The 22,903-nt window shown below is 53.0% G+C and carries 15 protein-coding genes; 9 read left to right on the top strand and 6 right to left on the bottom strand.

Going from position 1 to position 22,903, the window contains the following annotated elements; genetic code table 11:
- The first annotated feature begins 48 nt into the window (after positions 1–48).
- A complete protein-coding gene (locus FF011L_RS10340; protein WP_145351605.1) occupies positions 49–993 on the top strand; it encodes a nucleoside hydrolase in 945 nt (314 codons plus the stop codon).
- A 569-nt stretch (positions 994–1,562) separates the two neighbouring features.
- Positions 1,563–2,066, top strand: coding sequence for a hypothetical protein (locus FF011L_RS10335; protein WP_145351604.1), 504 nt, complete (start codon positions 1,563–1,565; stop codon positions 2,064–2,066).
- A gap of 132 nt (positions 2,067–2,198) precedes the next feature.
- Here FF011L_RS10335 and FF011L_RS10330 read toward each other — a convergent pair whose 3' ends face one another.
- The 5 genes from FF011L_RS10330 to FF011L_RS10310 form a co-directional block, all read right to left on the bottom strand.
- A complete protein-coding gene (locus FF011L_RS10330; RefSeq protein ID WP_145351603.1) occupies positions 2,199–4,583 on the bottom strand; it encodes a fused MFS/spermidine synthase in 2,385 nt (794 codons plus the stop codon).
- A gap of 209 nt (positions 4,584–4,792) precedes the next feature.
- Positions 4,793–5,317 (bottom strand): hypothetical protein, encoded by a 525-nt coding sequence (locus FF011L_RS10325; RefSeq protein ID WP_145351602.1) that lies wholly within the window; start codon positions 5,315–5,317, stop codon positions 4,793–4,795.
- Positions 5,318–5,370: 53 nt separating this feature from the next.
- Positions 5,371–6,018 (bottom strand): hypothetical protein, encoded by a 648-nt coding sequence (locus FF011L_RS10320; protein ID WP_145351601.1) that lies wholly within the window; start codon positions 6,016–6,018, stop codon positions 5,371–5,373.
- A 58-nt stretch (positions 6,019–6,076) separates the two neighbouring features.
- Positions 6,077–9,301: an efflux RND transporter permease subunit gene (locus tag FF011L_RS10315; RefSeq protein WP_145351600.1), complete on the bottom strand. Its 3,225-nt coding sequence runs from the start codon at positions 9,299–9,301 to the stop codon at positions 6,077–6,079.
- A 61-nt stretch (positions 9,302–9,362) separates the two neighbouring features.
- Positions 9,363–10,856, bottom strand: a complete 1,494-nt coding sequence (locus FF011L_RS10310) for an efflux RND transporter periplasmic adaptor subunit (RefSeq protein ID WP_218933119.1) — start codon at positions 10,854–10,856, stop codon at positions 9,363–9,365.
- Positions 10,857–11,231: 375 nt separating this feature from the next.
- Here FF011L_RS10310 and FF011L_RS10305 point away from each other — a divergent pair, with 375 nt between their 5' ends.
- The 7 genes from FF011L_RS10305 to FF011L_RS10275 all read left to right on the top strand — a co-directional run bounded on the left by FF011L_RS10305 (position 11,232) and on the right by FF011L_RS10275 (position 20,784).
- The gene (locus FF011L_RS10305; protein WP_145351599.1) at positions 11,232–11,435 is read left to right on the top strand and encodes a hypothetical protein; all 204 of its coding nucleotides are present in this window, start codon (positions 11,232–11,234) and stop codon (positions 11,433–11,435) included.
- Positions 11,436–12,178: 743 nt separating this feature from the next.
- Positions 12,179–13,027, top strand: coding sequence for an amidohydrolase family protein (locus FF011L_RS10300; protein WP_145351598.1), 849 nt, complete (start codon positions 12,179–12,181; stop codon positions 13,025–13,027).
- Between the two features lie 434 nt (positions 13,028–13,461).
- A complete protein-coding gene (locus FF011L_RS10295; protein WP_246109846.1) occupies positions 13,462–14,952 on the top strand; it encodes a DUF6513 domain-containing protein in 1,491 nt (496 codons plus the stop codon).
- Positions 14,949–16,340 carry an anthranilate synthase component I family protein gene (locus FF011L_RS10290; RefSeq protein ID WP_145351596.1) on the top strand — a complete coding sequence of 464 codons (1,392 nt, stop codon included), beginning with the start codon at positions 14,949–14,951 and terminating at the stop codon, positions 16,338–16,340. The genes FF011L_RS10295 and FF011L_RS10290 overlap by 4 nt, the downstream gene beginning before the upstream one ends.
- Positions 16,341–16,626: 286 nt before the next feature.
- The gene (locus FF011L_RS10285) at positions 16,627–17,646 is read left to right on the top strand and encodes a hypothetical protein (protein ID WP_145351595.1); all 1,020 of its coding nucleotides are present in this window, start codon (positions 16,627–16,629) and stop codon (positions 17,644–17,646) included.
- A 469-nt stretch (positions 17,647–18,115) separates the two neighbouring features.
- Complete coding sequence (acs, locus tag FF011L_RS10280) at positions 18,116–20,080, top strand: acetate--CoA ligase (RefSeq protein ID WP_145351594.1); 1,965 nt, start codon at positions 18,116–18,118, stop codon at positions 20,078–20,080.
- A gap of 44 nt (positions 20,081–20,124) precedes the next feature.
- Positions 20,125–20,784, top strand: coding sequence for a CPBP family intramembrane glutamic endopeptidase (locus FF011L_RS10275; protein ID WP_145351593.1), 660 nt, complete (start codon positions 20,125–20,127; stop codon positions 20,782–20,784).
- A gap of 188 nt (positions 20,785–20,972) precedes the next feature.
- On the opposite strand, the gene FF011L_RS10270 is transcribed toward FF011L_RS10275, so the two are convergent.
- A complete protein-coding gene (locus FF011L_RS10270) occupies positions 20,973–22,610 on the bottom strand; it encodes a S41 family peptidase (protein WP_145351592.1) in 1,638 nt (545 codons plus the stop codon).
- Positions 22,611–22,903 lie beyond the last annotated feature (293 nt).

The following is a 22,903-nucleotide window of genomic DNA, read 5'->3' as shown; positions in this document are numbered from 1 at the left end:
CTAAATCGGTGATTTCGCCAGACATCTTGAAAAGGTACAATTTTTCCTATGGCTACCAAAGTTATTATCGATTGTGACCCCGGAATTGACGACGCCGTTGCACTGACGATGGCGTTGTTCGATCCCCGTCTAGATGTCCTCGCGATCACGCCCACTGCCGGGAGTGTCGATGCGGATCAAGCGACGGCCAATGTCCAGGCGATCTTGAATCAGCTGGATCCGCCTCGTTACCCACGAATTGCTCGAGCCGTCCTGCCAGAAGATGCATCGGTCATTGATGACCGGGACCTGCACGGCAGAGACGGACTGGGGGATTTCGCCGTGAACGCAACCGAAAGGCAGCACACGGCGACTTCCGACAAAGTCATCGCGGATCTGATCCGGCAATATCCTAATGAGATAAGCATTATCTGCTTAGGACCTCTGACCAACATTGCCAGAGCCTTCCAACGCGACCCACAAGTTGCCAAGTTGGTCGACAAATTGGTCATCAGTGGTGGAGCGGTGTCCTGTTCGGGGAACGTTACGGCCGCTGCCGAATGGAACATGTACTTTGATCCTCCGGCTGCTCGGGCTGTGTTTCATTCCGCGACCACAAAAACCTTGGTCCCGCTGGATGTGACGAACAAAGTAACTTTCGGCGTCGACCTAGTCGAAAAAATTTCGAACTCCACTTCGCGAGCCGGCGTCCTACTTCACAAACTTCTGCAACATGCGTTTCGTGTTTCACGCATGAAATTGGGAAGAGAAGTGATCCCGTTGCAAGATGCTGTCGCGTTACTTGCCGTCTTGGAACCGACACTCTTTGAGTGCCAAGAATTTCCTGGGGATGTTGAAACAAGCGGTGACATTACTCGCGGCGTGACAATCTTTGATCGCCGGGAACGGGTCAGCGAGCAAAGTAACATGGAAGTTGCAATGGATATCGATCGCGACGAAGCACGAAATCAAATCGTGCGTGGTTTGCGTTTCGCTATCCAAGCAACCAAATAGCGGCTTTCTAAAAGAGCAGCCCCTGAACGCACCGAACGTAATCACGTCGGGTGCCAGGGTTCAGCCCCACTTCCATCTTTGCCTTCGGAAACGGCAGCAGAAATTCCGCTCTGCTCGCCAGCATCCCCTCAGCGATACAAAATTGGCGTCGCTCGGAAGACGCGAACGTAAGCGAGAATCAGCCGGCCCCGCCGTTGCATCTCCCCAGACGCTCTTCATGCCCGGGGTCGCCTCTTCTTACGATCGAGGCGCACGACGAGTGCTCCAAACAAAGCAGAAGTTTGAAATTGCCATAGCAACACCAAACGTTTCTGCAGGCCATGCTTGCCTCCTTCGGTAATCCAGTCCAAAGACAATACCGATCAAACAGACCGCTGCATCAGCGATGTGTCCCCTGTTTGACGACACTCTTCGTAATCAATCCGATCACACCATTTCCCCAAAACGGCCTCAAAGCGGCTCTTTTGCTTCCTTTTATGGTTTGGCACGGTGTGTGCTTTTACTAAAAATCATCAAAGCACTCACTAGGAAAAATTGCTTTCCATCCCCCCTCCCATCTGGAACTTGATATGAATCGTCTACTGACCGTCGCAATCGCTGCCGCTGCCTTCGCACTATTGATCCCGACTCCATCCGCTTCGGCTGCGGGCCGCGGAAACGGCAACCATTACGGACAAAATGGAAACAGTGGACACAACGTTCAAAATGGACACAACGGCCACAACGGACACGCTCAGCACTCAGCTCACGGCGGGAAAGGAGTCAACAACGGTCGCGGTCACCAGAGCGGCTACAGCAGCCAGCACGGCCACGGCGTAATTGTGATTTCAAACGGAAGTGCTCGACAGAACTCCCATCAAGTAACATCCAAACACTCTTGGCATTCCTCGACTCCCTTCCGCCACCACTCTGGCCACCATGCTCACCGCCCTTCCCACAACCACTACCCAACCAGCTCACACCGCTACCCTTCGCCAGGCATCTACAACGGACACGGCTCGCATGGTCAACACAGCAGCGGACTACATCTAAACGTTGGCCGTCTTCACATCGACCTTGGCCGGCCTCACTAAGGTCACGTTTACAATCTTGACCAGCATCCATTCAATAAGGCCGCCGCGCATAACGGTGGCCTTGTTTGGTTGAAGGTGGGAAGGGGCAAGCGAAAAGGTGTTACAGAAAGCTTGCCATCACGAACGCGTTATTTACGGAGCGGGAAATAGCACCGTCCGCTGCCAGCGCCGGTCAACCGGCGGACTCCGGTCGGAAGCCGGCTTATAGATTAAAGAATCGGCCGTCATCGGCTCAAAAGTGAACTCCACCATATCGTGAAGAGTCTGATTACGGATCAGTCTTCCACTTCGATGCGAAAGAGGCGATTGGAATTCAACCCAGGGGTGTTCATCACGATTCAAGGTCATTCCCTGGCGTCGCGGCCAGTCCCCCGCGTACAGTTGCACCAACTGCTTTGCATTCGCCAAATAAGTATCATCCAGTTCACCACGCTGTTGCATCGCTTCCAACCGGCGATCGGTAGCCGCCTGATCGACCCGCAATGGATCCATCGACGCAACCAAGGCTAGGATCGGACGGTTCGCGTTTAATCGTCCCCACCACAAAGTGACATGTGGGAACTGATCCCGAAGACTATCTGCAATCATTTGGAAATCGTCGCTCCCCAGCTGATACAGCGGCAACCATTGGCAAAACAGCCCCCCTTTCCGCAAATTCTTCTTCACCGCAGCAAATTGCTCGACAGTGTATAGATAGCCGGTTTCGCTTTCCCAGGGCACAAAAAGGTCAGCCACAATCACGTCATACCGCGTTTCACTTGTTAACAAATAGTGTCTCGCATCGTCCACGATCATCTGGACGCGAGGATCTTCCACGACCCGGCGATTTTCCTTCCCCAGCATCGCGGCAGCTTCGACGACTTCGGGGATCAATTCGACAATCGAAATTGCCTCCAGCTCTTGATGCGGAATCGCACCGCCGGCGGTCATGCCAGTCCCTAAACCAAGGAATAATGCGTTTGTTGGATTCGGATGAATGAATAACGGCAAATGGGCTTGGCGGAATTCTCGTTCCGCATTGCTTCCCGTGGCACCATAGCGATAGTGCAAATTCTGCTGCACTTTTAGCACCCCAGTCCGTGGATGTTGAACGACATCGATCCACCCGTAGCTGGAATGCCAACGCTTGACCAATCGATCTTTCCCCGCCGCTCCCCCCCAGCTTTCAGGGGCTCCGACGACAAGCGGCAAGCAAGTCAATAACACCGCCGCAGGCATTGCGAAACGAGCCCAGCGAAAACCAAACTGCACAGGATTGGTCAACACAGGCACCAAGAACAGCAAAGCTAAAAAAGCAAAGGAACTCCAGATCCCCACCGTCGGAAAAAGAAGAAAGCTGGCGGCAATCGCTCCACAAGCAGCGGCCACCGTATTGAACAAAGTCAGCCGACCAATGGTCCGGCTATCGATCGTTCGCGTCGGATGACCAACCGACCAGGCCAACGGCAAAAACATTCCACTACCGATGGCAATAGGGCAGGTCACGACCAGTACCAACAGCAGACCGCCCAAATAATAAGAGGCAAACGTATCGCCAGAACGAAAGTACTGAAGCTCTGTAAAAAGAACGAACCCGATTACCGAAACCGGAATCAAGCCGGCGACCATCCCCCCGACCCAGGAAGCGATCCTGTAGGGCGAACTGGATTGCAACCATCTTTGGACCAAGAATGCCCCCAAAGATATCCCCAACAGGAAACTGATCAACACGAATGAGAACGTGTAGGTACTGTTATGGAAAACAAACGTAAACAGCCGCGTATACAAAACTTCCAGTGCCAATGTTCCACCGCCCGAAACCGTGACAACCAGCAACCAATACATAGGAAAACGATGTTCCTGAAGAACCGGCTCAGCCTCAGTACCCTGCGGCACCATTTTTTCAGCTGACGAAATCTTGGTTCCACGACCTGCCAGAGTAACCGCGACCAGTCCGCAACCGATTGAAATCAGGGCCGCAAACCAACTTATCTTGACCACTCCAATCGAAGCCAGCAACATCGAAGATGCGGCCACAACCCCAAGCACTGCCCCAAGCACATTAAAAGCGTAAGCACGCGTCAGTCGTTCCTTCGTCAACGTTCGCCCATCTCCAGACGGCACACGCTGAAGCATTTCATTCATCAGCGGCAAAGTCGCCCCCAATGCAATCGTCGCGGGGGCCAACAACAGGAGCGAAAACAGGACGCGTGCTGCCAACTGAACCGAGGGATCGCTGGACTGCAAAGCCGATCCCCAGGACGTGGTGCTCCCCCATTGCAGTAATGTCGGCACCGCAAAAGCCCAAATCCCGGCCGCGATTTCGCAACAGGCATAACCGCGAAATGGACAGACCCGATTCGCCCATCGCCCTCCGACAAAGTAGCCAATCGCCAGACCGCCGAAGTACGCAGCCAACACTACCGCCGAAGCATGAGAGGTGTGTCCAAACAACAAACCGAGCTGACGATTCCAGCTCACCTCATAGACTAAGGCCGCAAATCCGGACGCAAAAAAAATCAAGTAGAAGGGCAACAAAAGCAGGTCCTAGTCTTTCAATAACTTTTGGGAATATGGGTTACCCGTGCAGTCGCCTTGAGCGCACACAAACGTCCCGTGCGAGGCAAGCCCCTTCGGAAACAGAGCCCTTGGCTTTAACGACGAAGCCACCGAGAATCCCCGTCAAAACAGGGACAACTCTGTTTCCGATCAAACAATTTCACTCGCCTCAAACAGATGCCCCGATTTTAGTGCGCGTGGTCATGCCCTTCGTGGCTTTCATGATCATGCTTAATTTCGCCACGGTAAGGAGTTCCCTTGATCGTCAGGCTTAGCTTGGCATTGGATCCTTCGGCATCCAAATCGGCGACCAAATGTGGATCGACGATGGTGAAACGTGACGACAGTTCTTCGGTCTCACCGACATCCGGAGCTGACACCAAAACAAATTGCTCGGGTTTGCCATCGTGCACCAGGTTAATGGTGATCTCCTTTGTCGCCACCGGAACCTGTTTTTCGGCATGTCCATCCAAGATGTAAACCGTCACCGATGTGTCATCGTGGGTGACCTCTGCGTGGTATTCTTCATTCCCCAGTTCAACCAGACTGCCATGATGCGGTCCTTCGGTGGGATGGGCATCCAACGCTTCAGGAGGTCCCCCTTCCATCACAATCGCCTCGTCGGAACCAGCCGTTTCAGTCGAAGCATTTTCTTTACAGCCAACCGCAAATAGAACCATTCCGGCAAGCAAAAACTTAAGTGAGATCCGCATTGGTAGGTACCTTGATAGAGTTCAAAAATTGAAAAAGAAGGAATTCGAATTCGTTAGTGACTGTGTCGTGTCTGAAAACCGTTTTGGGTTAGCCAAGACGCCCACTTTTCGGCGCTGTCATGGTCTGCGAAATGGGCGTCATGCCAAGTTGGTGCTCGAAAGCGAATGTCATTGTGATTGCCGTGATCGTCAATGATTATCTCACACCCCAACTGGTTCAGTTGTGTCAACATCTGACTTTCTTCAGGGGAACCATTTCCGTGAATTTGCTTCCAGTTGTCCATTCGAAATTCGACGACTTCCGGCCCTTCACCAAAATTGGGATCCAGGTGTCCGTGCGAAACATCAAACCCTGCACCTTTCAGCCATGCACTCCACTGATCTGCCAGACCGTGATCTGCAACTTTGAGGGATTTCCATTCGCTGCAGATGTAGGTCCCGTCGATATGCCCCGCGTGCCCGCCCTGTTTCACCTGACAGCCTAATTTCTGCAGGGTGTCAAACTGCTGCTTCGCTTTGTTCACATCATCAAAGTGAACGGTCTTCGCTTTAGGCATGTAAAAGGCGATCGATTCGCCCGAATGACCATGGTCCCCGTGGGAGGTTCCGTCGGCGTGCGAATGCCCGTGGTCCTGGGCAACAGCCATACTACCGAAGGTAGCGAGCAACCCGGAAACCACCGCTAAAGCTAAAATTTTCATGTTCATGCATTTCCTAAATCGAAGGGAGGAGGAGAGGGAGCGGACTGAACGAACGTCGTTAAAAGGTTTCTTCTGTCAATTCGACGTTATTCTTAGCATTGCGAACAACCGCTGCCGCTGACTTCATTCCGAACAACCAAAACAGAGCGGGATGCACGAAGAAATCAAGCATCGTTGAACTGATCAAGCCACCCAGAATCACCGTGGCAACGGGATAAAGAATTTCTTTACCCGCTTCGCCAGCGGAAAGCACTAACGGGACCAAACCGATTCCCGACGTCAACGCGGTCATAAGAACCGGAGCAAGTCGTTCCAAACCTGCCCGGACAATCATCGGCTTGGTGAATTCTTCGCCTTCATGTTCGACAAGATGCAAATAATGCTGCAGCAGCAATATGCCGTTGCGCGAGGCAATTCCAGCCAATGAGATAAACCCGACCATCGCAGCGACCGTTAGGGTCTGCCCGGTAATAACCAGAGCGGCAACGGAACCGATGAATGCCATCGGCAATGCAGCCATCACCTGCAAAGCAAGGTTTGTCGATCGGAACAACGTATAGAGCACAAGGAACACTCCGACCAGCGACATCACAAACAGGCCGGAGATCACTCGACTTGCCGATTGTTGGCTTTTGAATTGACCGCCATATTCGACGAAGTAACCATCGGGCAATTGAGCAACTATCGGCTGCACGGCTTTTTGAATATCCGCCACCACGTCGACAACCCCGCGATCGGCGACGTTGCACTGAATGATGATTCGGCGACGGACGTTTTCACGGTTCACCACATTCGGACCACCCGATTCATAGACTCGTGCCAAACTGGACAAGGGGACCACGCCCCCTTCAGGAGCCTGAATCGACAATCGCTTCAACTCTTCAATGTTTTCGCGATACTCTTCATTCATTCGAACCAACAAATCAAAGGTTCGCATCCCATCAAGAACCTCCGAAACAACCTTTCCGTTCATCGCGGTCTGGATGTGCTCGTTCACGTCGGCAGTGGTCAACCCGTACTGAAGCAATCGATCACGATCCAATTCGATTCGCAATTGTGGAATGCTGACCTGGGGTTCCACCAGAACATCCGTCACGCCCGAAACCGTTTCAATCTCAGCACCAATCTGTTCCGCTCGCTGCCGTAGCAGATCCAGATCATCGCCATAGATTTTGATACCAATCTGAGCTTTAACCCCCGAGAGCATATGCGAGATCAAATGAGCAATCGGCTGTTCAACGGCGGTTACGATCCCTGGTATCTGATCCATGCCTGTGCGAATTTCCGCAAGCTGCTCCTCGCGTGATCGAGGCGAGAGGGGATCCAGTTCGATGATGAATTCCGACATATTCACCCCTTCGGCATGCTCATCCAGTTCGGCTCGTCCCGTTCGTCGAGCAAAACTTTGAACATCTTCGATTTGCATCAACGCGTCTTCCACCGTCATGGCCATCTCGTTCGACGCGGTAAGCGACGTCCCCGGAGGCAAAACAACGTTCAACTGAATCGTCCCTTCATTGAACGGCGGCAAGAAATCCTGTTCTAATCGCGAGACAAAAACGACCGCCAACGCCACCATCAATGCGGTGACGCCCAAATTCAGTAGGGGAAAGGCAAGACTGAACCGGATGACGTGGCCAGCACCCGACTTCAACCATCGCAGCAGGAATCCGTCCGCTTCCTCCGCTTGCGTTTTCTTCCGGCCAAGCAGCCAATAGGAAAGAACGGGGGTCACCGTCAACGACACAACCAGCGAAGAGAGGATCGAAACGATGTAGGCGATCCCCATCGGAGCAAACAGTTTGCCTTCCATGCCCCCCAGTGCGAATAGGGGAATGAACACCAAAATCACAATCATCGTTCCGAAAACGATCGACCTTCGAACTTCGGTACTCGCTCGAAACACCACCAGCAGCGGAGAAAGCGGAGACCCTTTGGAGCGGTTCTCTTTCAGCCTTCGATAGATATTTTCCACATCGACGATGGCATCATCGACCAATTCGCCCATCGCGACCGCGATGCCACCCAAGGTCATCGTGTTGATCGATAAATCAAACGCGGCAAAAACCAGTGCGGTCATCACTAAAGAAAGCGGTATCGCGGTCAATGTGATAAAGGTCGTGCGAATGTTCAGCAGAAACAAGAACAGAACGATGACCACCAAGATGCCGCCATCCCGCAAAGCTTCCATGACGTTCTCGATTGCCCGATCGATGAACGCCTTCTGAGAGTAAACCGTCCTAAGCTGAACCCCGGCAGGTAGCGATGGCCGCAGGTCCTCGATGGCTTCCATCACTTCACGAGTGACCGCACGGGTATCGGCACCTGGTTGCTTGTTGACTGTCAGAACAACGGCGGGACCACCGCTCCACTCGCTATCTCCAGCGAAAGTGATCTCGTCTCCGACACCTTCGCCACTCTCCGAATCCGATTGAGGGCGACGGACGAACGCGGAACTATCGCCACGTTTAACCTGAGCCCCTTCGACGACGCTTGCGACTTGGCTTAGCAAAACCGGCCGACTGTCACGAATGGTGACCGGAACCTTTCGCAAATCTTCGATCGATTGGATGCGTCCCAATGAACGGACAAGCAACTCTTTCGGACCTTGCCGATCCAAATACCCTCCGGTTCCATTTTCATTGCTCCGCGTCACCGCGTATTCAATTTGCTCAAGAGTGACGCCGTAACGAATCATCGCGCCGGGATCGACCAACACTTGAAACTGTTTCCGTTGGCCCCCCATTGTAAAAACCTGCGACACTCCAGGAATGGTCAGCAACCGCTGCCGAACCACCCAGTCTGCTGTCGTCCGCAAATCCATCGTGTCGGCGTTGGGGTCGTCGCTCCACATCCCCAGCATCAGGATCTGCCCCATGATCGAAGAAATCGGGGCTAACTGCGGCGCAATCCCTTCGGGCAGACGATCCTGCACCATCTGCATCCGTTCTGCAACGATTTGACGATCGGTATAGACGTCGGTGCCGTATTCAAATTCGACATAGATGACCGAGATCCCCACGCCTGAAGAACTTCGAACGGCTTCAACGCCGTTCGCTCCGTTCATCGTGGTTTCGATCGGCAACGTAATCAGCGATTCAACTTCTTCCGGCGCCATCCCCGGCGCTTCGGTCATGATCACGACCCGCGGACGATTCAGATCGGGAAACACATCGATCGGCATCACGGCCGCTTGCCACATCCCAACGGCGATGAGTGTCAGAGCGATCGCAATAACCAAAAGCCGCTGGTGAAGCGAAAAACGAATTACGGCATTGAGCATAAGTAGACGTCTGCGTTAGGAGCCGGTTGCACTAAGAAATCTAAAGAAATTTCATCAAGAACTAATGGGAGTGACCGGCGTGTGGATCCGCACCTCCGCCCGTTTTGTTCTTGATCGCCATCTGCATTTGATGGGCTCCTTTTCTCGCCACCACATCGCCGGGAAAAATCGAACCATCATTGGCAATCACGACCGCAGACTGATCGCGATGACGTACGTGCACTGGCACCCGAGTAAACGTCTGTCCGCTTTGCTGAAAAACAAACCAATCGGTCCCTTCCTTCACAACCGCTTCCGCAGGAAGAACGATTTGGTCCTTCCATTCCTCGACCGGAACTCGAAGCTCCAGCCGTTGACCAACACGATACTTCCAAGAAACGAAGCGTTGATCTTCAGAATTCAGCACATCACGAACACGCTCGTTTGGCAATTCCACGAACAGTGACAATGTCCGCGATATCGGATCGACCGAATTCGATACGTAGGCCAAATTCAAACCGTCAATGACCTGCTGACCTGTCGAACCGTTGATCAGAGCACTTACCTTCCAGTTGTTGCTTGCCGCTTCGGTCAGCGCCGCAATATCATGCTCAAAAGCCTTCCCTTCGATAAACAGATCGGTGTAATCCGACAGCGTACAGAGGGTCTCGCCAGAAACGATCGCTTGCCCCTTATGCACATCTAGCTGCTCCACAATCAGTACATGATCTTCCTTCTTCGCCGTCGGAATCGCTCCAGGAAACAAAGTCGCTTGACTGCCGGTGAACCCGACGGTTAACGCGTCAGCCTGACTCAGGTGCAGCTCTTGATCGTGGTCATGGCTATCCACATCCGGAGCATAGATCCGCAAATCGCCCATCAGTTTTCCGTTTTTGCCGATTCCCTCGATCTGACGTTCGGAAAGTCCATGTAACCGCAAGGCCTCTCGTTGCGACTTCGCAAACGCCTCAAGCTTCTCTTTCGCATACCGTCGCTCAAGTAATTGCCGTCCCGAAATCGCCCCTGATTGTGTCGCGCTTTCCAGCCGAGCGATCTCGCGATCCTCGACCTCCAGTTCACTGATCGTTTTCAAGTAAGCGGTTTGAGTCTCGACCAGGTCCTCATAGGTCAGCCGAACCTCAAACAACAACGCCCCCGGCGTGACCGCTTCCCCAGTCACTGCGTGGACATGCGTTACGACTCCGTTAAGTGGAGACGACACAACCACGGAAGATCGGCCCGGTTTGGCGGCAACCACGGCGGGAACCGTGATCGATCGCTGGTAGTCGGTCAACTCGATCGGCCGTAACGAATCCGCGGTAAGCCTCAGATTCTGGAAAGCTTGCGGGCTCAACCGCAGCACCTCTAAAGCAATATTGCCGCCACTATCCAGATCAGGCTTAGGTGCGGGATGAGCATCAGGGGATTCCCCCGACTCGTTCGCTAACGTGGCGTCCACCCAACCAGAAACGACGGGCCACCACTTCGAATATGTAACTCCTGCAACAACGACAAGGACGATCCCAGCGACCCACTTCAAGGCCGTCACCGTAAATTGATTGAATTCGAATCGCATCGATGGAACTCGATATTAGCAAAGCAGGATACTCGTACGCCGCTCAAACGTTTGAAACTACGAATGCGCAACGGGCAACACGAGTTTTAAGCAGCAAGAAGTCGATTTGGTTGCGCAACACTTACGGTCACGCGAACTACCGAATCACGAATTGTCTATAGAGAGACAACCAGCTCAAATCTGCCAAGATTGAAGATGAGCGCAGAACTGTGCCGCAGTTGCAGCACGGCTTAGAGAATGGTCTCGGCTCTCCTGCAAAGATCGATGACATGCGATGCCTGAATTCCCGCAGTCGCTTGTTCCCGAGAAATCGACAAACAACGACCCCTGCCCTAAATCACTCAGGGGCGGGGCAGTTCCCACATAGCTGCACGCATGCTCATCACAGTCATGGGAATGACCATCGATGGGGGGGGCGTCGTGATCATGAGAATCGAGCGAAGCGTTCGCGGCATGATCAGCATCCGACGTCACCCCATGGGTATCGGGCATGCTCGGCAAAGCATCTTGCGGATTGCAGGCGACGGATTGGCAAACCGGACCACCTGTCGTACAAGAATCAACAGCATCTTGTTGTGAAGAATGCGTTTCAGACTCAAAATGCATCGAAGCACAGCAATCGTTTCCAATCGCATGGGAATGATGCATGCAGCAACCAAATACCGCGTGAACGGTAAACGCAAAGAGCGTTAATCGATTGAGAATCTGCGTAAACACAGTGCGAACGGCATCCTAGAGAAGGGAAAGACCTAACGTCATCATTCCAAATAAATTAATCGGGTCAAGTAGATTCGACTCTTAATTCGTTTTTTGACGAATTAATCGATCCGTGCCTTTTGGTTCCGTTTCCTATGCGAAGTCCCCAACATCGGAACCATCCACGGCAGGCGAGTGCAGTTAACTTCAGCCAAAATGGTGTTAAATTGCCTAAGCAGGACAGTTTCCATGCCTCCCACGAATCCCGACGCGAATTTCAACGCGGCCTCGTGAACTCGATTCGGATCAGCCAATGCGGTAGGTCCCTCGGCGTCTGGCAATGACGATTGGAGGCAAGAAACGGATTATCGAAAACGAAAAGTCATCAATGGAATCCCGCAAAAATCCGACACGCTGAGGGTTGTGCTTCGTCAAAAAACGCAGAGGGCGTTACATTGTTCGACTCTTTGTTCTTTTGGTTTGTTCATTTTATTAAAACCAAGACAGACCATGTTAGTTTCGCCTGAAGCCAGCAACCGACCAAAATCCCACTTGCCCTCGGGATTCGCTGAGGGCGTCTCCATGTCGTCCATCCGTGTCATCCAATCGTTCAGTGGTTTTTAAGCATGCGAATCGATAGCCATCATCACCTCTGGAATTATTCCCAAAGCGAGTACCCTTGGATCGACGATTCAAAGGACCTTCTTCGTCGGGACTTCACTCCAGATGACTTGCAGCAAGTCAGTCGTCATTGTGGAATCACCGGAACGATCGCCGTCCAGGCTCGGCAACATCTTGAAGAAACCGAATGGCTGCTGGATCAAGCCGAGCGGTCATCGTTGATCTGCGCGGTTGTTGGCTGGGCGCCTTTGGCGTCGCCCGAAATCGGGTCCATTCTCGAACGGTTTGCTCAATCTACGAAACTGCGAGGAATGCGACATGTCGTGCAAGATGAACCGGGCGACACGTTTTTCCAAAACGATGGGTTTCAAAACGGAATCCGAGAATTGACCGCCAGAAATTTGATCTACGACATCCTGATCTATGCAAATCAATTGTCCTGGACAACGCCATTCGTCGACCAGCATCCCAATCAGACATTTGTGCTTGACCACATTGCCAAACCAACCGTTCAGCAGAATCAGCTAGACCTCAATTGGAAACGGGATTTTTGCGACCTTGCCAAACGGGGGAACGTCGCCTGCAAGTTCTCTGGGGTTGTCACCGAAGTCCAAGGTGATCAATGGACCATCGATACCATTCGTCCATATTGGGAAACCGCCTGGGAAGCCTTTGGTGCTTCGCGAATGATGTTCGGAAGCGACTGGCCCGTTTGTCTGCTCCGTAGCGAATATGCGGGCTGGGTCACTGCCGTTGAAGAACTTGCTTCGGAACTAAGCGATTCCGAACAGCGAGCTTTCTGGTCCGAGAACGCGATTCGTTGGTACAAACTTCCGCTTGAACCACAACCGTGAAAAACAGATTTTTAGGACGCCTAAGAAACGTTCATCCATATGCCATTTCCAACCAGACGCGTTGCTTGCCCGTTACATGAAGGACACACACAGGCGTTAAGCAACATGCGTCCAATCTGGCCTTAGTCGACCAGAGAACGAATCATGAGACAACGAATCACGACATATTCTCATCGCGATGTTGATAACGGTGAACGATGAACGGTGAAGCCGACGTTTGAATGTGGACATAAAAAAACGAGAGACTCCGGCCACGTGTGCAAATCAGTGCTCTTCTCTTCATCGTTTGAAGAAAACCAATCGGCACAACACGAGTCTCTCGTTCGTCGTTGTTTTATGCGTTTCCATCGATCGGTCAAGAGCTAGTTGTTAAACTATCGTTACTTTTTTTCTGTCAACTTTGACAACCCAACTTCTTTCTGTGGCCATTGAGCGTGAGTGATTCCCCCAGTCAACAACGACACATCCATTTCATCACGGGAAAGCTAGCCGCTCCCGCATTGAAAGAGGTGGTTGTGAACCTTGCTGACGAGATCGGTTTTGCGTTCACCATCGACATCTTGCCGATAACCGTAGCCGCGTTAATGACACCGAAGTGGATAAAGCGTCATTGGCAGATCCCGTCTCAGGCAACAGAGATTTTTGTTCCCGGCTATATCGATCAACCAGAGGAACTCCAACAGGCGACATCGGTTCCCATATCGGTCGGCCCTAAGGATCTCCGCATGTTGCCCGATTCCTTTGGCTCCGACCAGTCGATGCTTGAGGATTTTGGCAGGTACGACATTGAAATTCTGGCCGAGATCAACCATGCGTCCAGGCTCCCGGCGGAGGACCTTCGCAAACAAGTTGCAAGATTGAAAAGCGACGGGGCCGACTGGATCGATTTAGGTTGCAGCCCCGGTCGACGTTGGGACTCGGTCGGCAGCACGGTCGCCATGATCCGCGACATAGGGATAAAAGTTTCGATCGACACGTTTGACCCTTGGGAGGCAAAGGAAGCAGCCCGCTGTGGCGCCGAATTGGTCCTATCGGTCAATGCATCGAATCGCAAACAAGCCTTGGACTGGGGCGTTGAGGTGGTCGTCGTTCCCGATCGCCCCGACGACTTGGATTCGCTGCTGCAGACCATCGATTTTTTGGCAACCCAAAACGTTCCCATGCGAATCGATCCAATCCTGGAACCCATCGGGATGGGCGGCCCTGTCCGAAATGGGGCCCCCAGCGGCTTTACTGCCAGTTTGCAGCGTTACAGTGCCGTGCGGAAACAATTTCCCGAAATCGAAATGATGATGGGAATTGGAAACCTGACGGAATTGACCGATGTCGATTCCGCCGGTGTCAACGTCCTCCTCCTAGGAATCTGTCAGGAACTAGGAATTCGGAGCGTCCTGACCACCGAGGTGATCAACTGGGCAAGGTCATCGGTTCGTGAATGCGATCATGGCCGGCGTTTAGTGCATCATTCTGTGCAGCATGGAATTCCACCCAAGAGAATCGATCCCTCGCTAGTGATGTTAAGAGACCCTAAACTGCGACCTCATTCAGACGAAATGTTCGCATCCATGGCCGCTCAGCTGAAGGACAACAACTACCGTCTTTTCGCGCAGCAGGAACAAATCCACTTGCTATCTGCTGGCTTACACCTTCAGGCAAAAGACCCTTTCGAATTATTTGCCGAACTGCTTCAGCACCAACAGAGCGACAACGTTGATGCGAGCCACGCTTTCTATCTTGGGTACGAAATGGCGAAAGCGATGACCGCACTGCATTTGGGAAAACAATACGAACAGGACGAAGCCCTATCGTGGGGCATGTTAACTCAAGCTGAAAAAACTCATCGACTAAGCCGAGCCAGCCGCCATCGTTCGAAGCCCCCATCCGGCAAAACAAACGATCGCGAGAACCAGAAGACCGATCCATGAAGCCCGCTGCGTTAACGTTTCGCTTCCCAACAAACTTTCGCCCTCTAGACGTTTTTCAGCGACTGGCAAGGCGTCCTGGCTGTTTATGGCTGGACAGTGCGTGTACCGGTCCCGATGGCACGGGCCAATACTCTTATCTGACCTCCGACCCGATCGATCAATTCAGTCTACGACCATCTGACGAATCGGGTTGGAAAAAGATGCTGGAATGGCTGGCACTGCAACGCGCTCGCTATCTCTCCTCTCCGACGATCGCAGGAGCCCCAGCTTTTCAGGGCGGCGTGGCAGGGCTGCTAGGTTACGACGCGGCTCAGTGGCTTGAATCGATCGGCGAACTGCCAACCAACGATCTCCCCACCTCGCCTATTTGGCTTGGGGTCTATGACTGGGTGATTGCATTTGACCATCAGCAAAAACACGCAGATTTAATCGTTCAGCCCTGGAGTGATTCGCCGCAGCTTCGCCATGATCAAATTCAAGGCTGGCTTGAAGCCCCCGCAACAGAGGCTCCAGCCCAAAGTCAAGACTTCACACGCCGCCCGGTATCTGGTCAATTCCCGACCGCGCGCTCTCCCGAACTGACCAGCAATTTTTCTCCCGCCGGTTTTCGCTCAGCCGTTGCCCAGATCGTGAAGCGAATTCGAAAAGGAGATAGTTTCCAGGTCAATCTCGCTCAGCGATTGCTATATCCGCAACAGGAACCAGCAGCCGACATCTATCAGCGTCTTCGTTCAACCAACCCGGCTCCAATGGCCGGATATTTGGATGCGGGCGATTTCCAGGTCCTTAGTTCTTCCCCCGAGGGATTTTTACAAGTCATCGCCGACAAAGTGGTAACACGTCCGATCAAAGGAACAGTGCCACGCACGGGGAATACAGCTCAGGACGAAGCCCTCGCAGATCAATTGCGTCAAAGCAAAAAGGACCACGCCGAAAATGTCATGATCGTCGATCTCATGCGAAATGATTTGTCTCGAGCATGCGTTGACGAAAGCGTCCGCGTCGAAGCGTTGTGTCAGGTCGAATCTTACGCCTTTGTACAACACTTGGTTTCAATCGTGCGTGGCGACCTTCGCCCCGACCGGACGATTGAAGACCTGCTAAGCGACTGTTTCCCAGGCGGTTCGATCACCGGAGCCCCGAAGATCGAAGCGATGCGGACCATTTCACAACTGGAGCCTCATTGTCGTGGGCCGTACTGCGGATCGCTTGGTTACCTAAGCACCGGTGGCAACGCTGACTGGAATATTCTGATCCGCACGCTAACCATCGCCCACGGCTGGATTCAAATTCCAGTGGGAGGCGGAATTACGGCTCAAAGTGATCCGGTCGAAGAAGAAGCAGAAACGTGGCACAAGGCGGAAGGGATGCTGCGAGCCATTCTGTAAAGCAAACGGAGCGAACGTTTTGGCGACCACCCCAAGCGATCGCCTGCACGCTCCCCAGCACTTCGATACGCTCAGTGCCAAAGCCGATCGATGCCTCAACGGGCGCCGAGCATTGCTAGCACAGCCCACAGGATTTATTGTTTTTCACGTTGATCGTCTCCCCCGACAGCGGTAGGATACAAGAGTCAAGTTGACTCGCTTTTTTCTCTTGCATGGGGCAGATCCAATGTGCAATGTAAATCGAAGTGAAGTGTTCAAGGCAAACGAGGTGAGCGTATATCATGTGATGAACCGCACAACTCGTGGCACATATCTATTCGGAGTCGAACCCGTTTTTGGACGTGACCACAGGCATCGACGAGACTGGTTTAAAGAACGGATGGCATTGCTTGCGCGTTTCTTTTGCATCGATGTTTTGGCCTATAGCATCCTGTCCAACCACTGGCATGCCGTCCTCCGCAATCGGCCTGACCTAGCAGCCAAGTTGACGCCACGTGAGGTCGCGATTCGTTGGCTTTCCGTCACCTCACGAGCGAAATGTCGGAACAAGAACGGCGGAGAGATCACAGAATCCGAAATCGCTCAGATCGTCAACGACCCGCAAGCACTTGAAGAGCGTCGCGCAAGGCTATCGAATATTTCATGGTTTGTACGGCAAATGTGTCAAACGCTTTCCAGACGCTGCAACAAAGAGGACGAAGTAACCGGTCACCTTTTCGGTAGTCGATTCAAAATGAACCGTCTGCCGACGGAAGAGGAAATTCTAGCCGGGATGCTGTACGTCGATTTAAACCCACTTCGAGCCGGCTTGGCCGACGCCTTAGACGACTTTGCCGAAGTTTCGATCAGCGACCGGTTACAAACGCTTGACGGCCAGGCAGCCAATCTCGAGTCATGGTTGGCGCCGCTGGAGCTGGAAGGCGAAGTCGACGGCAAGAAGGTCGTCATCGCTAACAAACTCACCACCGCCCAGATCGAGGAACAGGCACGAAAAAGGGAAGCCCTAAACGAACGTCTTGGATGCATTCCCATGAAACTTGAGGCCTACCAAGAACTGCTTTGGCATCTAGCCATTCAATCACGCCCGGAACTGCAAGCTTCCGATCGCCTGCCGGCTAGCATATTCCAAAGCCCAATGGAGCTAGGAGGAAAAACCGTCAACCTGGAAGTGTTAATCGAACGGCACGCGAAAATGGGGCGTCGCTGTAAATCGCCCCTAGACCGACACACCCGCGACGCCATCAATCGGCGTTTAGCCGCCGGCAGGATATCCGCTCCGCTAGACAATACCTGGTCGACAGTCTGACCTAGCCAATCGGTCCCCACCTCCAAAAACAACGTCTCAAAAGTCAAAAACCGGCCTTTGATCGCTACCGGTCCATCAACATGCCCAAAAACACGTCCCAAAACGTCAAAAACTCCTCACCGAAAAGCCAAATCCAGGCCCCAAAACCGTCACCCACCCCTCGAACCCCCACGCAGCAATCTCGATTCCCCCTCCCAGACATAGACTGTCCTGGCTCTTTTGTTCCAGGCGTAGACTGTCCTCATTCTTTTTTTGGGTTGTTGTGGCCCGCTAAGACCGGCGGAAGCGGCTTCCTAGGCGAAACAAAGCGACCGTTCTTCGGCATTGCATGGATTTCCACGCCGTTAAGAGGTGAAAACATTCGGCAATCTCGCTAAACTCTGGTTTGCTTCGAGCGACGAACCCTCACCTACCTAACGTTTCGTCTGCTATTTCCTTGAGTTTGTTGACGTAAGAGAGAGTGCACCCCATGTCGGATTCCGCTGCCAATCACGTGGACCATATCCTAACCGAAGACCGTCTTTTCCCACCTCCCAAAAGTCTTGCCGAAGGCGCGGTGATTGGATCGGAAGCAGAGTATCAAAAGCTGTACGACCAAGCCGCAAACGATCCAGATACCTTTTGGGATGCGATGGGCAAAAAGCATCTCCACTGGTTTGAACCCTTCGACCAGGTCTGCCAATGGGATGCCCCCGATGTCGCTTGGTTCGTGAACGGCAAAACCAATGCCAGTTACAACTGCCTGGATGCTCACGTCCTTGCTGGCAATGGCGATCGCGCAGCGATCATCTGGGAAGGAGAACCGGGAGATACCCGGACTCTTACCTACAGCGAACTGCTTACCGAAGTCTGCAAAGCCGCCAATGGACTTCGTGAACTTGGGATTGAGAAAGGGGATGTTGTCAGCATCTATATGCCGATGACCCCTGAATTGGTTATCGCGATGCTGGCGTGTGCTCGCATCGGGGCGATTCATTCGGTGATCTTTGCGGGGTTCTCTGCGGAATCGATTGCGGATCGCAATAACGATGCTCAGGCAAAATTGGTTATCACTGCCAATGGACTGTACCGCCGCGGCAAAGTCCTGCCTTTGAAAGAAGTCGTTGACGAAGCTCTAGAGAAATCGACATCCGTCAAACATTGCTTGGTCCTGCAGCGAATTGCCGACCAAGAAACTTCGATGATCGAAGGTCGCGATATCTGGTGGCACGATCTGGTCGATTCGGCTTCGGCAGATTGCCCAGCCGTCCCGCTCGATAGTGAGACTCCTCTATTCATCCTCTACACCAGTGGCAGCACCGGCAAACCTAAAGGAATTCTGCATACAACCGCAGGCTATAACCTTTGGGCAAAACTGACGTTCCAGTGGGTATTTGACCATCGTGAAGACGATGTCTATTGGTGCACGGCCGATTGTGGTTGGATCACCGGACACAGTTATGTGGTCTACGGTCCGCTGACCGCAGGTGCTACCTGCCTGATGTACGAAGGAGCTCCCAATTATCCGGCTGAAGATCGTTTCTGGGAATTGATCGAAAAGTATAAGGTCACCACCCTGTACACCGCTCCCACCGCCATCCGCGCGTTCATCAAATGGGGCGATCAACATGTTGACGCTCACGATCTGTCCAGCTTGCGAATCCTCGGGACCGTTGGTGAGGGAATCAACCCCGAAGCTTGGATGTGGTATCACAAAAAGATTGGTGCCGAGCGATGCCCGATCGTTGATACTTGGTGGCAAACCGAAACCGGCGGAATCATGATGAGCCCGCTGCCTGCAATCACCGCTACCAAACCTGGATCCTGCACCAAACCGCTGCCCGGTGTGATCCCTGCAGTGATCGACGAAGCAGGAGAGCGAATTGAAGACGGGTTCGGCGGAATGCTGTGCATTGAAAAACCATGGCCCGGCATGCTCCGCGGTATCTGGGGCGATCAAGAACGATACGTCGAACAGTACTGGTCAAAAGTCCCGGGAATGTACCTGACAGGCGATAATGCCCGGCGGGATTCCGATGGCTACTACTGGATCATGGGACGTATCGATGACGTGATCAATGTTTCAGGCCATCGCCTAAGCACGATTGAAGTCGAAAGTGCATTGGTCAGTCACCCAGCTGTCTGCGAAGCAGCGGTTGTCGGTCGGCCACATGAACTGAAGGGACAAGGCATTTCGGCTTTTGTGACAGTGACAACCGAAAACCCTGGCGAAGAATTGCGAAATGAACTTCGCATGCATGTCCGCAAAGAAATCGGGGCGTTGGCTCAACCAGATGATATTCGGTTCGCAGCCGTCCTCCCGAAAACACGAAGCGGGAAAATCATGCGGCGTTTGCTCCGCGATATCGCTGCCGGCCGCGAATCGGCGGGCGATACATCGACTCTGGAAGACTACACCGTAATGGCCAAGCTTCGCGAAGAAGACGATAATTAGGCTTGCGGTAGACAATTCACACGTGACGGACTAATTTCACCGGGATGGATGAACCGGATAATTTTCAGTTGGATGATGACGAACTGTCGGATATTGAACCGCAGTCGTTTTTTATTCGAGCCGTCACCTTTGAATTGCTCCTTGGGGTTGTTGGGTTGGTCGCTGGCTGGGTCGTTGGATTCGACGCCCGCCAGTGGATACCCGCGTTTGATGACCTGCCTGTAATCTTTAGCAGCCTAGGCTGGGGAGTAATCGCGACCCTGCCAATGCTGTTGGCTGTTTTTATCTTAGAACGCCTACAGATCGCTGGCGTGCAAGAACTAAGCACGATCACGAAAGATCGGTTGCTCGCCCCCATGCGGCGATTGACGTTTATGGAATTGTTTGCCATCGCGGTCTGCGCAGGACTTGGCGAAGAACTGTTGTTTCGCGGTTTCCTGCAAGCTTGGCTGATCGGCCCACTGGCTGAAGCTGGTCCAGGCCGAATCTTTATCGGCCTAATGGTCGCCTCGATCGTCTTTGGCTTGGTTCACGCGCTGACGCCTACCTATTTCATTCTGGCAGCCGTGGTGGGGTTCTACCTGGGGGGAATCGCCATCGCGACAGAAAACTTGCTGATCCCCATCGTCGCACATGCCTTGTACGATGCCGTTCAGTTAGTGACCAGCGTCCGCGAAGAGAACGCGAAAACGTCAGAAGGTTAGCTTCCTTCGAAATATGCATGGGCAAGTGCAGCCAATCCACGCAATGCCACCCCAGTGACGCCTTCCCAGTGACGAAGTGATCGCCGCCCCGCACAAAGATGGCTGCCAAGGCGCATAAAAAAACCCGACGAGGGGAGTCGTCGGGTTCTTTATGATCGCCTGATGGGCGATCAACGATTGATTCTAGGTTACTGCTGGGCAGCGCGATCGCGTCCCAACTGAATCGCTCGCTGCAGAACCGCGTCTTCGGCGAGGGTCGTGATATGTCCGTCTGCAGCGGGCCTTGCAGCCATATAAGTCTTCTGCTGCACCACCGTCGGGACGACGCCATGGCCACTAATCGCCGTTCCGTTAGGAGAATAGAATTTTGCAGTGGTCAAACAAAGGCCTACCCGAGCGGCTTGCATGCGGAAAATTCCTTGCACGCTTCCTTTCCCGTAAGTCCGCTCTCCCACCAATTCTCCGCGATCATGATCGGCAATCGCTCCGGCAAAAATTTCGCTTGCACTCGCACTGTCTCCATCGATCAAAACCGTCAATGGAACGCTCCAGGTGTTCGGACGATGCGATTTGTAATCGTAGTTTTCTCGAGCATTACGTCCTCGAGTCCGCACGATGTCTCCGGCACTCACAAATCGGTCGGCAACTTCCACTGCAGCGGTCAACAATCCACCTGGGTTGCCTCGCACGTCGACAATCAGCTGACGCATCCCTTGGCGGTGCAAATCCCACAGTTTGGCTTCAAAATCTCGAGATGTGGTTTTCTGGAAATTCGTTAACCGCATGTACCCGATGCCGTGCTCTTCATCAACGATCCGCACATCTTCTACGCTTGGCACTTCGACTCGGCGACGCTGAACGTCGACATCACGGGGCTCTTGACCGGGCGTTTCAACGGTGACGGAAACAAAAGTGTTCTCCGGCCCGCGGAGCAGGTCGGCAACAAAATCAGGGTCCGCCGACTGGGTGTAAGAATCTTCGACTCGAGTGATCCGGTCGCCGGCTTGAATGCCCGCCGAATCGGCGGGTCCGCCTTCGATGACGTTAACAATCAACAACTGTTTCTCTTCGGCCTTCAGTTCAATCCCTAAGCCGACGAAATTGCCTTCGATGTTCGAAAAGGTTTCTTCAAGTTGATTCGGAGTCAGGAACCTGGAATAGGGGTCCAGCGTACCAATCGAACCACATACAAATTCAAAAACGGTGGCCGATCCAGCAAGCCCTAGGTCTTGGCGTGCCAACCCGGCCACATAAGCCACCGTGGAACGCAGGTCATGCCGATTGGTGGCAGGCCGCGTCAACGAATGGCGATGAACGTTTTGTCGAAAGGTTTCGATCTGTTCGGGCGACGCATTTGCCAACAATCGGTCGACGAAAGTCGGTTCGGTGAGGGCGACTTCTAACGACGCCGTGCCATTGGTGACCAAACGCTTCCAATCCGCAGACCCAACGTAGTGGGTTTCAAGATTCGCGAGGACCTCTTCATACAGTTCCAAGGCCTGCTGCGTACTCGTTTCACGCACTGCCTGAAGGTAACTGTTGTCCTGATAGCGACGCTTCACGTCAAAATGCAATCGGCAGATTAACAGCCGCTGCTGAAGATCAGGATTATCAATGTGCTCACGAAGTGCGGATTCGTAATGCCGAATCGCTTCGCCCCACTCACGCTGCTTTTCCAGTTGTATGCCGCCATCCATCGCTTCGAGTGCTGTGGATTGAGCGGGCGCGGCGGTCACGGTTGCAGATTCTGCTCGAGCACTGCTTGGGAGAAGCAGTGCAGCAGCAATCAGCCCCGCAACCATCGCGGAAGTTAGATTGATTTTCATGCGCGTTATTTCCGTCTTGCGCGTGGATTGAAATCGGTGGAAGGATACCGATTTGGCCACGCTACAAAGCCCGCGGCCAGAGGAATATAGGTCACAAAACATGCCCGGTCAAAAAACGATCGCAGTCATTATTAGTCCCTCTTTATGCAACCCATACAACCGTCAAAACGTCGATAGGATTATTCGCACAGTGCGGTTTAGAGGACTAGCAGAGGACCGTTTGGGTCAACTTTACTACTTCATTTTTTTGAAGTCTTAAAGTCGATCGAGCGAACGTATGTCGATCGAATTTC

Source organism: Roseimaritima multifibrata, from assembly GCF_007741495.1.
Lineage (GTDB): Bacteria > Planctomycetota > Planctomycetia > Pirellulales > Pirellulaceae > Roseimaritima > Roseimaritima multifibrata.
The sequence above is the reverse complement of the archived record's forward strand: the minus strand, read 5'-3'. Positions and strand labels throughout refer to the sequence as shown.